The 14,988-nt window shown below is 55.0% G+C and carries 11 protein-coding genes; 3 read left to right on the top strand and 8 right to left on the bottom strand.

The window, feature by feature from the left end:
* Window positions 1–177: 177 nt before the first annotated feature.
* Both fbp and N1249_RS02235 read left to right on the top strand, forming a co-directional pair.
* The gene (gene fbp / locus N1249_RS02240) at window positions 178–1,176 is read left to right on the top strand and encodes a class 1 fructose-bisphosphatase (protein ID WP_217188114.1); all 999 of its coding nucleotides are present in this window, start codon (window positions 178–180) and stop codon (window positions 1,174–1,176) included.
* A gap of 150 nt (window positions 1,177–1,326) precedes the next feature.
* Complete coding sequence (locus N1249_RS02235) at window positions 1,327–1,677, top strand: LysR family transcriptional regulator (protein ID WP_259834183.1); 351 nt, start codon at window positions 1,327–1,329, stop codon at window positions 1,675–1,677.
* Here N1249_RS02235 and N1249_RS02230 read toward each other — a convergent pair.
* The 5 genes from N1249_RS02230 to ytfQ form a co-directional block, all read right to left on the bottom strand.
* Entirely contained in the window at window positions 1,649–3,220 is a 1,572-nt protein-coding gene (locus N1249_RS02230; protein ID WP_259834181.1) for a methyl-accepting chemotaxis protein, read from the bottom strand. The two genes, N1249_RS02235 and N1249_RS02230, sit on opposite strands and share 29 nt — an antisense overlap.
* Before the next feature lie 93 nt (window positions 3,221–3,313).
* Window positions 3,314–4,315, bottom strand: coding sequence for a galactofuranose ABC transporter, permease protein YjfF (gene yjfF / locus N1249_RS02225; RefSeq protein ID WP_259834179.1), 1,002 nt, complete (start codon window positions 4,313–4,315; stop codon window positions 3,314–3,316).
* Window positions 4,302–5,327, bottom strand: coding sequence for a galactofuranose ABC transporter, ATP-binding protein YtfT (gene ytfT / locus N1249_RS02220; protein WP_162271220.1), 1,026 nt, complete (start codon window positions 5,325–5,327; stop codon window positions 4,302–4,304). Before ytfT ends, yjfF begins: the two co-directional genes overlap by 14 nt.
* A gap of 10 nt (window positions 5,328–5,337) precedes the next feature.
* Window positions 5,338–6,840: a galactofuranose ABC transporter, ATP-binding protein YtfR gene (gene ytfR, locus N1249_RS02215; RefSeq protein ID WP_259834176.1), complete on the bottom strand. Its 1,503-nt coding sequence runs from the start codon at window positions 6,838–6,840 to the stop codon at window positions 5,338–5,340.
* 102 nt (window positions 6,841–6,942) lie between these two features.
* A complete protein-coding gene (gene ytfQ / locus N1249_RS02210) occupies window positions 6,943–7,899 on the bottom strand; it encodes a galactofuranose ABC transporter substrate-binding protein YtfQ (RefSeq protein ID WP_259834175.1) in 957 nt (318 codons plus the stop codon).
* A 309-nt stretch (window positions 7,900–8,208) separates the two neighbouring features.
* Between ytfQ and ppa the strand changes: the two genes are divergently transcribed.
* Window positions 8,209–8,739, top strand: coding sequence for an inorganic diphosphatase (ppa, locus tag N1249_RS02205; RefSeq protein WP_010427397.1), 531 nt, complete (start codon window positions 8,209–8,211; stop codon window positions 8,737–8,739).
* A 175-nt stretch (window positions 8,740–8,914) separates the two neighbouring features.
* Here ppa and N1249_RS02200 read toward each other — a convergent pair whose 3' ends face one another.
* From N1249_RS02200 to tamA, 3 genes are read right to left on the bottom strand one after another with little or no spacing between them, the layout of a single operon-like run.
* Window positions 8,915–9,259: a gamma-glutamylcyclotransferase gene (locus N1249_RS02200; RefSeq protein ID WP_014068657.1), complete on the bottom strand. Its 345-nt coding sequence runs from the start codon at window positions 9,257–9,259 to the stop codon at window positions 8,915–8,917.
* Between the two features lie 2 nt (window positions 9,260–9,261).
* On the bottom strand, window positions 9,262–13,038 hold the full coding sequence (gene tamB, locus N1249_RS02195) for an autotransporter assembly complex protein TamB (protein ID WP_259834173.1): 3,777 nt from the start codon (window positions 13,036–13,038) through the stop codon (window positions 9,262–9,264).
* Entirely contained in the window at window positions 13,035–14,768 is a 1,734-nt protein-coding gene (gene tamA, locus N1249_RS02190) for an autotransporter assembly complex protein TamA (RefSeq protein ID WP_259834172.1), read from the bottom strand. Before tamA ends, tamB begins: the two co-directional genes overlap by 4 nt.
* Window positions 14,769–14,988 lie beyond the last annotated feature (220 nt).

Here is a 14,988-nt window from a genome sequence, read left to right as displayed (position 1 = left end):
GTGGCGCACATTTTACTCACATGTCAGCGGCTGTGAAATGCATTTCAGGAAAATCCGTATCCTGCTGGCGCGATTCACCTCTGCGCTAATATTTGAATGTTTGTTAAGATTGTTGGGCTTTAGTCGTTTTAGTGAACATACGATCGCTCTACTCACATAAGATGCAGGGAAAGTGTTATGAAAACGTTAGGTGAATTTATTGTCGAAAAGCAGCACGAGTTTTCTCATGCTACGGGTGAACTCACTGCTTTGCTGTCGGCGATAAAGCTTGGCGCTAAGATCATCCACCGTGATATCAACAAGGCCGGTCTGGTCGATATCCTGGGTGCCAGCGGTGCCGAAAACGTGCAGGGCGAGGTTCAGCAGAAACTCGACCTGTTCGCGAATGAAAAACTGAAAGCTGCACTGCGCGCGCGCGACATCGTTGCGGGTATCGCCTCTGAAGAAGAAGATGAAATTGTCGTTTTCGAAGGGTGTGAACACGCAAAATACGTTGTACTGATGGACCCGCTGGACGGCTCCTCCAACATCGACGTTAACGTTTCTGTCGGCACTATTTTCTCCATTTATCGCCGCGTCACGCCTGTTGGCACGCCGGTGACCGAAGAAGACTTCCTGCAACCGGGCAGCAACCAGGTTGCGGCGGGTTATGTTGTCTACGGTTCATCCACCATGCTGGTGTACACCACCGGCTGCGGTGTTCACGCCTTTACTTACGATCCTTCACTGGGTGTGTTCTGTCTGTGCCAGGAGCGTATGCGCTTCCCGGAGAAAGGCAACACGTACTCCATCAACGAAGGCAACTACATCAAATTCCCGAATGGCGTGAAGAAGTACATCAAATTCTGCCAGGAAGAAGATAAAAACACCCAGCGCCCGTACACCTCCCGCTATATCGGTTCTCTGGTCGCTGACTTCCACCGTAACCTGCTGAAAGGCGGCATCTACCTCTACCCAAGCACCGCAAGCCACCCGGACGGGAAACTGCGTCTGCTGTACGAATGCAACCCGATGGCGTTCCTGGCCGAACAGGCCGGCGGTAAAGCCAGCGATGGTAAAGAGCGTATTCTGGATATCGTGCCAGAAAGCCTGCACCAGCGCCGTTCGTTCTTCGTCGGCAACAACCACATGGTGGAAGACGTAGAACGCTTCATCCGCGAATACCCGGACGCGTAACACCTCTCTCCAGGGGAGCCGATCCGGCTCCCCTTCTCATTTATATATTTTACCGTATAAATGAATATAAAAATGACGCTTTAATATTCAGCGCTGCTCCTGCATTATTTCCATAACAGTTTGACAAATATTCCCTGGAGCAAAATAAAGATGAAAAACTTTTCTCGTGCCAATACCGGCATTGATTTAAATCTTATTCCTGTTTTTATTGAAGTTGTTCGTTGCGGCAGTATGGCGAAAGCGTCTGTGCGCCTTGATATGTCTCGCCCGGCGGTGAGCCTGGCGTTGAAGCGTTTTAATCAACTCTTTAACGAGCCATTATTTTTCCGTAAAGGTTTATATCTGGAACCTACCGAAAAAGCACTAGCCTTAACCAGTTCACTGGAAATATTAATGGGTGATATTCACGATAATATTGCTGAGGTAAACTCATCAAATAAAACCCTGGCACAGAATGCACCAGGGCGGGATATTATGCAGCAGGCTGAGTCGTCAGTTTGAATGATGACATCGCTTCCATCAGCTCGCGCGACTGCTCTTCCAGCGAGCGTGTCGCCGCGGATGATTGCTGTACCAGTGCCGCATTTTGCTGTGCGGTTTCATCCATCTGATTTACCGCGATATTAACCTGCTCAATGCCACGGCTCTGCTCCTGGGAGGCATTGGCAATCTCACGCATCAGTTTGGTCATGCGCAGCACTTCTGTGGCGATCTCATCCATGGTTTCGCCCGCCTGTTGCGCCAGTTCGCTTCCTTCGTTCACATGCGTCTGCGAATCGCTGATAAGCGTGCGGATCTCTTTCGCGGCATCGGCACTGCGGCTGGCGAGGTTGCGCACTTCCCCGGCCACCACCGCAAAACCACGTCCCTGTTCGCCGGCACGCGCCGCTTCAACAGAGGCGTTCAGCGCCAGGATATTGGTCTGGAACGCAATGCCGTCGATAACACTCAGGATGTCTGCAATTCGGGCTGAACTGCCTGAGATATCACGCATTTTCTCAATCACATAGCAGACCATTTCGCTGCCATGATCGGCAGTATCAGACACCGCCTTCGCCATCTGATGCGCCTGTTCGGCGTTATCGGCGTTTTGTTTCACCGTGGCGGTGATCTCTTCCATGCTGGCGGCGGTCTGCTCAAGCGACGTTGCGGTAGATTCGGTGCGCTGGGCAAGGTTCATGTTCCCCGCCGTTAACTCGCGGCTGCCGGTATCAATCTGCGAACTGGCGTCACGCACGCGCAGCACCGAGCCCATCAGCGACTGGCGCATTTCTTCAATGGCCGCGTTCAGGCGGTTAAATTCCTGGCTCGCGGAGGCATTCAGGTTGTGCGTTAGATCGCCCGATGCCACGTTTTCAAGCTGGGCAATAGAGGCCGTGAGCGGTTTCAGCAGCATATGGCGCAGCGCCAGCCACGCCAGCACAATAATGCCCGCCGTCAGCAGTGCCGCAACGATAATCAGGATCAGCACCCGATTTTTGCTCGACTGCACGGCACCGACTTCCGCCTTACCGCGCGCTTCGCTCCATACCTGGAACGCCTGCATGTCGTTATCAAACTGCTTCGCCACCGGGATGAGCTTGTTCTCCAGCAGATCGTAATAGTTGTCGGCGCTCTGTTCATTCAGGGCTTTCAGCATCGGGGTGATCCCCTGCTGGTTATAGGCATCAAGGCTGGCTGCGACCTTATCCAGAAGCTGCTGCCCCTGTTTATCCGCCACACCGCCGTCAATCACGCCTTTCAGCGTTTTTTGCGCCTGGGTGACTTCCTGGTTAATGGTTTTCACCGATTTCGCCGCATCGTCCAGCATTCCGATTTCCATCATGCGGACAGCCTGACCGGCTTCATTACGCGCACGTAAAATCAGCGTATAGCCAGAATTTAGCTGCACCATCTGCTCACCCTGAAGGTGATTGATGCGCTGGAGAGAAGTCGAACTCTGTGTGAGGGCATAAATGCCAATACCGCTGACAATCAGCAGCAGAAGGGTCATAACGGCCAGTAACGAAAGCAAGCCGGTACGAATCGATAGCGTTTTAAGCATGATGTTATTTCCGGTAGCGAGATATTTCTGGGCATAAAAGAAGAGTATCGGCCGCTACCGGAAAATGTTTAGACTTTAAGCAAATTCAGTGTGTTATCGCTGTGTTACCGATGTGTTTACGCGGGTAACAGGCGAGCTCTGGCGGTTCTCCCATAGCACCGTCAGGCCGCGCTGAAGCGCAATAAAGATGAACAACAGAATGCCGATGGCGATTTTCGTCCACCAGGAACTGAGCGTGCCATCGAAGTTAATATACGTCTGGATGAGCCCCTGAATGGCCACACCAAACAGCGTGCCCAGCACCGTTCCGACGCCGCCGCTAAGTAGCGTGCCGCCAATCACCACCGACGCGATCGCATCCAGCTCTACCCCAACGCCAGCCAGCGCGTAGCCCGCCTGGGTATAAATCGAGAACACAATGCCCGCAAGCGTGGCAAGCCCGGTAGAAAGCATATAAATGCGCACCGTGGTGCTGCGGGTTGAAATCCCCATCAGGTTTGCCGAAGTCGCGCTGCCGCCAATCGCGTACACCTGATTACCAAACCGGGTGCGGTGGGCCAGGAAGATACCTATCACCACCACGCCGAGCATCAGCAGGCCCATCGCGCTCAGACGCCCGCCGCCGGGGATTTTCCACGCCAGGCTTGAGAGCGTGTCATACACCGGGTGATTAATCGGGATCGACTCTTCCGACACCAGATAACTCACCCCGCGCAGGAAGAACATTCCCGCGAGGGTAATGATAAATGCCGGGATTTTTAACGCGTCGATCAGCAGCCCCATAAAGGCACCAAACGCGCAGCCCATCACCAGCACCAGCGGGAAGGCCAGCAGCGGTGATATGCCCCAGAAGCCTATCGCTTTCGCCAGGAAGACCCCGGTAAAGGCGATCACCGAGCCCACAGAGAGGTCAATCCCGCCGGAGAGGATCACAAAGGTCATCCCCACGGCGATAATGCCTAAAAAGGCGTTATCCGTCAGGATGTTGCAAATCACGCGCGTAGAGGCAAAACCAGGAAACTGCGTCAGACAGTAGAGGTAGCCCAGCACGAACACGCCCAGCGTGATCATTAATGGCAAATTACGTTTTATCATGACCGCGGATCCCCTTAATGAGACTGATAAAGCGCGGCGACTGAACGACGAGCACGCAGAGCACCACCACCGCTTTAACCACCTGATTCAGCTCCGGCTGGAAGCCCGACAGCAAAATGCCGGTATTCATCCCCTGGATAATGAGCGCACCAATCACCGACAGCAGCAGGTTAAAGCGCCCGCCCATCAGCGAGCCGCCGCCTATCACCACCGCCAGAATGGCATCCAGCTCCAGCCACAGCCCGGCATTGTTGGCATCTGCCCCGCGGATATCCGCCGTGACAATCACCCCCGCAATGGCGGCACACACGCCGCTCAGCACATAGGTCAGCATCACCATCAGGCGGGTGTTAACCCCGGCATTTCTCGCCGCGCGAATGTTAATCCCCACCGCTTCAATAAACATGCCGAGCGCCGTTTTACGGGTGAAAAGCCAGAACACAACTAATGTCACCAGCGCAATGATGACCGGCGTCGGGAAGAACAGCAGCTTGCCGCTGCCGATCCACGCCAGGCTCGGCGAATCGAACGTCACTATCTGCCCGGAGGTGATAAGCTGCGCCACGCCACGCCCGGCGACCATTAAAATCAGGGTGGCGACAAACGGCTGGATTTTGAGAACCGCCACCAGAATGCCGTTCCACAGCCCGGCGAGGATGCCAGTGCCCAGCGCGGCCAGCAGCACCACGGGCAGGCTGTGCCCGGCGACGGTCATGGAGGCGGCCGTGGCGCCGGAAATCGCCATCACCGCACCGACGGAAAGATCAATCCCGCCGGTGGCAATCACCAGTGTCATACCAATGGCCAGCAGTGCCACCGGTGCGGCGCGGTTTAAGATATCAATCGGGCTGCCAAACAGGCGGCCATCCTGCACGATAATCTGGAAGAAGTGCGGCGCAACCAGGCTATCAACCACCAGCACCAGCAACAGCGCGATGATTTGCGGCGTGCCGGTTGGCCAGTTGAAGCGTCGCTTCGACTCTCCGGTTTGTGAAAGAGAACGGGGCATCACGGTTAACTCCTTATGCCGCAATAGCATTCATGATCGCCGGAACAGACAGTTTATCCAGCGGGATCTCTGCCACCTGCTTGCGATCGCGCATGATGATGACGCGATCGGCATACCCCACCAGCTCCTCCAGTTCGGACGAAATCACCAGCAGCGCCAGCCCGTCCGCGCACAGCGTTTCAATCAGGCGGATAATTTCGGCGTGCGCGCCTACATCAATACCGCGCGTCGGCTCGTCGAGGATCAGGAACTGCGGTTTGGTCAGCAGCCAGCGCGAGAGGAGAACCTTCTGCTGGTTACCGCCGGAGAGAAATTCAATGGGTTGTTCCGCGCTCGGGGTACGGATACCCAGCTGGCGGATAAAGCGCTCGGCAATGGCATTCTGTTCCTTGCGCGGGATCGGGCGTAACCACCCGCGCTGCGCCTGCAACGCCAGAATGATATTTTCCCGCACCGATGCCGCGGCAATAATCCCGTCCGTTTTCCGGTCTTCCGGGCAGAAGCCCACGCCCAGACAGGATGCCTGATGCGGCGATCGCAGTGTTTGTGGTTTGCCTTTGATAAGCGCAGTGCCGCTGTCGGCCGGTTTGATCCCGAAGATCACTTCGGCAGTTTCTGTGCGCCCGGATCCTAACAACCCCGCCAGCCCGACAATTTCGCCAGGGCGAACCTCAAGGTTGAAAGGCGAAATGGTGCCCTTTTTGCCGAAATCACTGAAAGCGGCGACCGGTTTATCGCTCAGCAACGTGCGGCCAGCGCGCTGTAGCGCATGGGTGTCCAGCTCACGTCCGAGCATCATTTTGACCAGCTCAATCTGCGGGAGCTCGCGGGTTTCGCGGCAACCGACAAAACTGCCATTGCGCAGCACCGTAATGCGATCGCTCACCTCATACACCTGATCGAGGAAGTGGGTCACGAAGATCAGACTCACCCCCTGATCGCGCAGCTGGCGCATCAGGGTAAAGAGCATTTCAACTTCCTGGGTGTCGAGACTGGCGGTGGGCTCATCGAGGATCAACACTTTTGCCGAGAGATCGATTGCCCGACAGATAGCGACAATCTGTTGCATCGCCACGGAAAAGCGGTTCAGCGGTTCACGCACATCGAGAGAGAAGCCGTAAGATTCCATCAGCTTTGTCGCCCGCGCTTCCATCTCTTTGCGGCGCAACAGGCCAAAGCGTTTTGGCTCACGACCAATAAACAGGTTATCTGCCACCGACATATTCGGCAGCAGGTTCACTTCCTGGTAGACCGTCCCGATCCCCAGCTGTTGGGCATGGGCGGTGTTTTTTGGCGAAATGGCGTTGCCTTCCAGCCAGATGGTTCCGCGATCGGCATGATATACGCCAGTCAGGGCTTTAATCAGCGTCGATTTTCCTGCACCGTTTTCCCCCAGTAACGCCATGATCTCGCCGCGACGCAGGCTGAAATCGACGTTATCCAGCGCTTTTACGCCCGGGAAGAATTTACTTAATCCTTCTGTGCGGAGGATTTCCTGGTGTTGTTCAGTGGTCATGGTTCCCCCTGCATCATGCCGGATGACGCTACGCTTATCCGGCCTACAAAAGAGCGTATCGTAGGTCGGGCAAGCGCAGCGCCACCCGGCAATTTCACTGGATCAGTAGCCCATATTTTTCTTCTTCTCTAACTCTTCTTTCGCGGTGTCAGGCAGGTAGAGAGTGGATTTGGTGATGGTCAGCTTCTCCGGCATGGTGCCGTCTTTCTTGAATTTCTCCAGCGCATCAAATGCCGGGCCAGCCATGTTTGGCGTCAGCTCAACGCTGGCATTGGCTTCCCCGTCCATCATCGCTTTGTAGATGTCAGGCACGCCGTCGATAGAGCCGGTGAGAATATCTTTGCCCGGTTTCAGACCTGCTTCTTTAATGGCCTGGATGGCGCCGATCACCATGTCATCGTTATGGGCGTAAACCATGCAGATATTCTTGCCGTTGTTTTCAGCCTTGATAAAGCTTTCCATAACTTCTTTGCCCTTACTGCGGGTAAAGTCGCCGGACTGAGAACGGATAATCTTGATGTTTGGTGCTTTGGCGATGGCTTCAGCAAAACCTTTCTTACGGTCGATTGCCACGCTCGCGCCTACTGTGCCTTGCAGTTCAACCACGTTACACGGCTTGCCATCTACCTGTTTAACCAGCCAGTCACCGATCAGCTGACCTTCAAGAATGTTGTTGGCGGTAACGGTGGTCATATAGAGAGATTTGTCTTTTACATCGATGGAACGATCGAGCAGGAAGACCGGAATATCCGCGTCTTTCGCTTCTTTCAGGACCGGCTCCCAACCTGTTGCAACTACAGGGGCAATGAAGATGGCATCAACGCCCTGCGCGATAAAGGAACGTACGGCTTTGATCTGGTTCTCTTGCTTTTGCTGACCATCGGCGATTTTCAGCGTGATGCCGCGTTTCTGGGCCTCACTTTTCGCAACGTTGGTTTCTGCCGCACGCCAGCCAGATTCAGAGCCGACCTGAGAAAATCCTACGGTTAATGGTGCTGCCATCGCCATAGACGACATGGCTGCTGAAACTGCTGTGACAAGAAGTAAGCGCTTCCACATAAGTGCGTCCTCGTAGGGTAGGTTATTGTTGGTTAAAAGATGTTCTGCGGGAAAACTATAGACAATGCGAGATGTAACGGATTGCGTTACATCACACTTCGGAAAAGTGAATAAAACGTTAATCACAAGTTTGTAATCGCTTTCATTCCGTCATGAAAAATGCGGCTGAGTTTATGGATTTTTCTGTCATGGAATCGGTCTGAAAATGGCAAACAACGGCGGGAGGTGGCGAAAACAAGCGGAGACATTCAGCGCCAGTTGGCTATAATACTCGCCACTTGTTTACCATACATTTTAAAGGATACAGACATGAGCTTACTCAACGTCCCTGCGGGTAAAGAACTGCCAGAAGACATCTACGTTGTTATCGAAATCCCGGCTAACGCAGATCCTATCAAATACGAAGTGGACAAAGAGAGCGGCGCACTGTTCGTTGACCGTTTCATGTCTACCGCAATGTTCTACCCATGCAACTACGGTTACATCAACCACACCCTGTCTCTGGACGGTGACCCGGTTGACGTGCTGGTCCCAACGCCATACCCACTGGAGCCAGGCTCAGTCATCCGCTGCCGTCCAGTTGGCGTACTGAAAATGACCGACGAATCCGGTGAAGATGCGAAACTGGTTGCAGTACCGCACACCAAACTGAGCAAAGAGTACGATCACATTAAAGATGTGAACGACCTGCCAGAACTGCTGAAAGCGCAGATCACTCACTTCTTCGAGCACTACAAAGACCTCGAAAAAGGCAAGTGGGTTAAAGTTGACGGCTGGGACAACGCTGAAGCTGCAAAAGCAGAAATCATCGCGTCCTTCGAGCGCGCAGCTAAGAAGTAATTCTTACCGCTGATGTTAAGCCCCGCAATGTCGGGGCTTTTTTGTTGCTGGAGCGTTTCGCCCGGCGGCGCTACGCTTGCACGGGCCTACAATGAAAATGTTGGCAGGGAAAGCGCAGCTCCACCCGGCAAAAGGCACAAAAAACAACGCCACCTTACGGTGGCGTTGTCGTTTATCAGTACTGGTCTCTGTCTAACCAGTTACCGCTTTCAATCCGCGTTAACCCTTCAACCGGACGCTGGTAGACATACATCCACGCGCTTCCGTACGGTGTCTGGATCAACTGGCGAGCGTACTCACCGCCCCTGGTGCGCAAGGCATCAAGTTCGGCAAGCGTGGCATTATCAATACGATAAACCTCACCTTGTACCGTTCCGTTCCCCGGAACCGCGCCTGGATAGTGGCCCAGACTGTACAACTGGTAGTTCTCAATATTGTAATTCCCCAGCAACTGGGCGTTCGTCATCCAGTGGCTGTTACCTTGCTTAGTTCGTAAACTGCCGTAAACAAATATTCGCATTGCTAAAACTCAAACTGATAGAGCAAATCCAGTGCCTGATCTACGCCGGACACTGCTTCCAGATATAGCTTAGGCATCAGACGATAGCGTAACGTGAGTGTAGCGAGTGAGTCAAAGATCCCCACACCATATTTTACCTGCAGACCCGGCAGTACATAGCCGCTGACCACCACCTGCGAAGAGTCACCAACGCCCTGGGTGTCCAGTGCCAGATTGCTTACGCCGAACGTCTCGCCGATTTTACCCACAACCTGCCCACTTTGTGCAACCCCCAGGCCCACTAACATTGATGTCATTGCAGCACTATCGCTTTGGCCGCTTTCCAGGCCCTGCCCGCGCAGCAGATAAGAGAGCGCTTCTTGCTGCGACATTGCCGGGTCGGAGAAGATTTCCGCTTTCGGCTCATCAGCGGTGCCCGTTACGCGCACGCCAGCAATTACGTCGTTTTCGGTGGCATCCGGGTTACGAATGGCTTCGATATTCAGCAGCGGCTGATCCGGTGGCCCCGAGAACAACAGCTCACCTTTACGCACAATCAGATCCTGGCCATAAGCATGGAAACGCCCGTCAGGAATGTTGATCTGCCCGTTCAGGCCAAGCCCTTGCTTATCCTGAGCCACTTTCAGGTCACCCGTCAGTCTCGCCTTCAGCCCAAATGCCTCGAGGCGCACGTTGTTCCCGACGTGCACGATAAGATTACTGTTGATCGGGATGCCCGCGCTCTTCTGTTCCACCGGCTTCAGGTTTTTATCGAGCATCACTTCATCACTGGATACCCCAACCGCGCTTTCCGGCACGTCGTGAACCACGATACGCGCCCACGGCACGTCCACGCGTCCGTCCAGAGTAAAGAGGCTCGGCGTGGCTTCAAATACTACATCCGGCGACACATCCAGGCGCACCATCGGCGGTACGGTAATGCGCACTTTGCTGCCTTTGGCCGCAATGCGCGCACGCCAGTTATCAAGCTGGCTCCAGTCGGCATCACCGCTCAGGTTGATTTGCCCTTGCTGGGTGCGAACCACCCCGGCAAGCGTGGAGCTCATGCCGTTAAAGTTCATCGCAATCTGGCTTGGCTGCATATCAAACGGCATAAAGTTACCGTCGATATCCACACCGTTTAGCTGCATCTGCCCGAACAGCTGCGGGCTTTGCGCCGTCCCCGCCAGCCGCAGATTGGCATTCAGCATCCCGGCGGCTTTTTCACCGCGCGAGAAAATGGCGTTCGCCATCGCCAGGTTGAAGTTGCGGATATTGACGTTGCCGCCCAGATTACGCCGCCCCTGCGGATCGGTTATCTGCACTTGCCCGTCGAACTGGCCGTTGTTGGTCAGGCGGATAAGCCACCCCAGCTCTGCACGGTTGTTATGCAGATCGGCACTCAGGTTCAGGGTATCGAAGGCTACCGGCAGCGGCGCGTCATTCACCTCCTGCGTCACCTTCACGTTGCGCCCGGACAGAGTCACACTGCCCTGCGGCAACCCCTCTTTGGTGGTGTCCCACGCCACATCCGCTTTACCGCTAAAGACGCCGCTCGCCTGGGTGGTGTCCGGCATAAAGGGTTTCAGCATCGCCAGATCAAACCGGTTAAGGTTTATCTGCGCGCGCCCTTCCGCGCCGGCATCGATGGTTTGCGGCACGCAGAGTTCGGCATTCGGGTTGGTCCAGCAGTGCGGCCCGATACTGATTTTTTGTTCGGCATTGCGGTAATCCAGCGCGATGGAGCGTGACAGCGCCAGAGGGCCAACCGGCGTGTTGAAACGGGTGTTATCAAGCGTTCCCTTCCAGCGCTCTTCCTTGCGGTCGAAACTGCCCGTCAGGTGCAGCTGCCCGGAAACCGGCTCACCCTGCACGTTAAGCTGGAGGTCATGCTGTTTCTCGTTGCCTTTCGCGGCCAGCGTCACCAGATTGATGTTCACATCCGGCTGGGCAATACGCTCGACGCGCAGGTTCAGGCTCCCGCCAATCTGGTCGGTGGATTTCACATCCCCTTCCACACGTACGCGGGCAATGCTCAGCTCCTGCCAGCGCAAGGCGTTCGCGGTGATATCCGCCAGCAGCTGCGGTGCATCCACCGTACCACGAACTTTCACTAACCCTTTCGCGGTGCCGCCAAGACCCGGCAGGGCGTTATCCAGATTCGGTGCGTCGATGGTGGCATCCAGATTGAGATCTTTAACGCCAAGCTCACCTTTGATATCTGCCGTATTGCGCCCCAGCGCCACATGCAGCCCCGGGATCACCCATTGCAGGTAGCTGTTACCTTTAACCGAACCTTCAACGTTAACTTTGTTTTGCTTCACGTTGCCGGTGAGTTTGATTTCCGGCACGTCCATCTGCCAGCTGCCACCATACAGGCTGCCGCGCGTTTTGATTAAACCATCAAGTTTTGACGGCCAGTCCGGCACTTCTTTGGCGGTGTTGATGCCCTTCAGCTTCAGTTCACCACGCCAGCTGATCGCCTGCTGCCAGTCGAGCAGTGCCGTCAGCTCTGTTTTCCCTTCCAGCGCCGCGACGGTCAGTTTGTCGAGATTAATCTGGCGTTCGTTACCCTTCGCATCCAGCGTAATGCCGGCAGGCGGTAGACCCTGCCCCTTCACATCGGTGCGGAACGACAGTGTGTAATCGGTCATTTTGCCGCTGAGTTTGAGCTTCAGGTCATCGGCCTGGAACTGTTTTTCACCCGTAAACGGCCAGTAAAGCTGCTGGCTGACAATCTCCAGATTCAGCGGTAAACCCGCTTCTGCCAGCTGCGTTTGCCCGCGCAGTACCATATCCACCGGGCCGGACAGGTTAACGCCAAACTCCAGCTTCTCGCGCAGCGCCCCGCCCACTTTCAGCTTCACCTTCTCGCCTTTGAGCGGATCGATGTTCAGCGCGCTGTTCAGCGTAATATCCACCGGCCAGTTGTCACGCAGCAGCGCATTCCCGCTCGCATTCACGGAACCCTGACTGGTGTCGATATCCATCGCATCGAGCTTCATATTGCCGTCGATACTGCTGACTTTAAGCAACAGGTTGTAGACCGTCAGGTCGGTGTCACCCGTCAGGCGCAGCTGTGCGCCTTTGAACTCTTCAATATTGAGGTTCAACGGCAAGTGCACGTCGGTCATTTCCGGCAGCACCGGTTTTGCGAAGAGTTCCGTCAGCGTTTCACCAAGCGGTTTTTCTTCTGGCTGCGGGTTCTGGATCTTCGGTTCGACAATCTCTTCCTGCGCCACTTTCGCCACTTTCGGCAGGGCAATCAGCAGCCCTTGCAGTGAGGTTGGCGTCAGGGTGAGATTTTTTTCCTGCCAGCGCAGGCCGGAGGTGAAGTCCATTACCGACACGGTGGTGTCGTCGATTTTGATATTGACGTTATCCAGCGCCACCCGGTAGAGCGCGATGGGGTACGGCGTGGAGAGATTAAGCGGGCCGGTATCCTGTTCTTCTACCGGCGCAGACTTCGGCATTTTTTTCGAATCTATCGCCACGTTCACATCTTTTAGCGACAGATCGTTCACGCACAGTTTGCTGTCGCGTAAACAACCGAGCTTGACCGCCAGATGGAATTCGCCCGCGTTAACCGCGACGCCGGGCTGTTGATAGCGAATATTCTTCAGACGCAGATCGCGCCAGCCGCCCGTCACCTGGCCAATCTCCAGCCCCGGCACCCAGCGGTTAGCCGCGTTAAACAGCAGATGCAGGCCGGTGGTGGTCCCCACCAGGAACGCAACCGTACCGAGCAACAGCACGATAAAAATCAGCACCCCGAGGCTTATCTTCTTCCATAAACTCATAATTCAGGCCCCAGACCGATGTAAAACTGTAAACCGTGTTCGTCTTTGTCACCCACAGGCACGGCAAAATCGAGCTTGATTGGCCCAACGGGAGACTGCCAGCGCACGCCCACGCCCGCGCCGGTTTTGAAATCGCTGCGGCGAATATCACTCACGGCTTCACCGCTATCCACAAACATAGCGCCCCACCATTTTCCGCTGACGTTGTATTGGTATTCCAGTGAACCTGTCGCCAGCTTGGACGCACCAATCAGCTTGCCGCTGTCATCTTTTGGCGCGATAGATTTGTACTTGTACCCACGAATACTGCGATCGCCACCGGCGAAGAAACGCAGGTCAGGCGGGACTTTGTCGAAGTCGCCGGTTTCAATCCAGCCAAGATTGCCGCGCATGACGAAGCGGTGTTTATCGTAGAGGGTTCGGATCCAGACGTTTTGCGCCTGTACCACCGTGAAGTCGACGTCAGAGCCCCACATCGTGTTGGAGTAATCGATGGAATAACGCTGGGAATCGCCCCAGTCAGGCATCAGGCCGCCGCGCGAACGGGTGCGGCTGATCATCACGCCGGGATAAAGCAGCATGGTGGTATTCGTGACATTTGCCTGGGTAAAGTGGTCGAGGCTCCAGCGCAGGTTAATGGCGCGCTGCCAGCCGCTCGAAAGATCCCAGAAGCGCGACAGCGCAAGCGTGGTGGAATCTGATTCGGTATCGTTCAGATCGGTTCGCTTAAAACCACCCTGCACCAGATAGTACTGTTCCAGCGGGTTTTTCAGCAGCGGCATTTTATAGCTGAAGTCCAGCTGTTGCTCTGGCGAAGAGATACTGGCACTGGTCGTCAGGCTGTGGCCGTAGGAGTTCATCCACGGTTTTTTCCACGTGGATTTCACCCTGGGGCCCACGTCCGTCGAATAGCCTATCCCCGTCTCAATGGTGTTCTCGGTGCGCGGCGACACAACGCCATGCAGCGGCAACACCTTGGTCTTGCGGGATTTATCAAACTCCGGGGCGACAACAACCGAGTTAAACCATCCGGTCGCCGACAAGCGACGGTTTAACTCCGCCAGATCCCTCGACTGATAGTAATCACCCTTCTTAAACGGGATCAGGTTTTGCAGATACTCTTCGCGGATTTGCGAGCCTTCAAAGGTCACATCGCCGAAGCGGTAGCGTTCTCCGCTGTCAAAGTCGATATCCCAGAAGGCCTGATGTCTTTCCAGCGAGATCCCCAGCTGGCTTTTGTTGAACTGGCTGTCGAAATAGCCCTTACGCAGCGAAACCGAGGTGAGTTCTTTTTTGAAATGATCGTAATCGCTGTGATCCAGCACCGTACCGATTTTCGGGCGCGTGCCGAGCAGATCCAGATAATCCCTGTCGGTACGCGCACCGCCGCGCAGTACCACATCCGTGCCGCCAATCAGTACCGGCTCGCCTGGCGATACACGGGCGATCAATACCTGCCGGCCTTTGGCCGGTGGCGGACGTAAATCGAAATCGATGGTCGGCTCGTAATAGCCGAGCGCTTTTAACCCTTCACGGATCGCGTCATCCACACGTGCGCGAAAACGCCGGTCCGGCGTCACTTCGTCTCCCTGAATCGTAGACAACTGTGCACGCACGTTCTTTTCCAGCGCCCCGGACAACCCCTCAACCTGCAAACGGACATTCGCCGCGCTGGCGACTCCGCTTGTCAGCAATAAACTGACCAAACATAACTGGCGGATCTTTGGCACGTTTTCTCCTGAATATCCTTGTTTCCACCCTGGAAGCAAATGAAGTGCCGCTCCGCGGCTCCATACGGCTTTACAGCCCAAAACCCAATTCTCGGGTTGAAAAAGGGGTAAACACCCAAATATTTCTTATGATTAAATCTAGACTCATTCAGCGTATTTATTGTGTTCAATTAAACGCTTCATGACAACCTTAACCGAAACATCGCTGCCCGGGAGGCCA

The sequence above is a fragment of the Enterobacter sp. CP102 genome (genome assembly GCF_025152625.1).
In the GTDB taxonomy this organism is placed as follows: Bacteria; Pseudomonadota; Gammaproteobacteria; order Enterobacterales; family Enterobacteriaceae; genus Enterobacter; species Enterobacter soli.
This window is presented reverse-complemented; position numbering and strand designations above follow the sequence as displayed.

Bases quoted from the DNA above. Each gene is read 5' to 3' on its own strand.
- N1249_RS02230 (WP_259834181.1), bottom strand. From the start codon at position 3,220: ATGCTTAAAACGCTATCGATTCGTACCGGCTTGCTTTCGTTACTGGCC.
- N1249_RS02200 (WP_014068657.1), bottom strand. From the start codon at position 9,259: ATGCGAATATTTGTTTACGGCAGTTTACGAACTAAGCAAGGTAACAGC.
- fbp (WP_217188114.1), top strand. From the start codon at position 178: ATGAAAACGTTAGGTGAATTTATTGTCGAAAAGCAGCACGAGTTTTCT.
- ytfQ (WP_259834175.1), bottom strand. From the start codon at position 7,899: ATGTGGAAGCGCTTACTTCTTGTCACAGCAGTTTCAGCAGCCATGTCG.
- yjfF (WP_259834179.1), bottom strand. From the start codon at position 4,315: ATGATAAAACGTAATTTGCCATTAATGATCACGCTGGGCGTGTTCGTG.
- N1249_RS02235 (WP_259834183.1), top strand. From the start codon at position 1,327: ATGAAAAACTTTTCTCGTGCCAATACCGGCATTGATTTAAATCTTATT.
- ppa (WP_010427397.1), top strand. From the start codon at position 8,209: ATGAGCTTACTCAACGTCCCTGCGGGTAAAGAACTGCCAGAAGACATC.
- ytfR (WP_259834176.1), bottom strand. From the start codon at position 6,840: ATGACCACTGAACAACACCAGGAAATCCTCCGCACAGAAGGATTAAGT.
- tamB (WP_259834173.1), bottom strand. From the start codon at position 13,038: ATGAGTTTATGGAAGAAGATAAGCCTCGGGGTGCTGATTTTTATCGTG.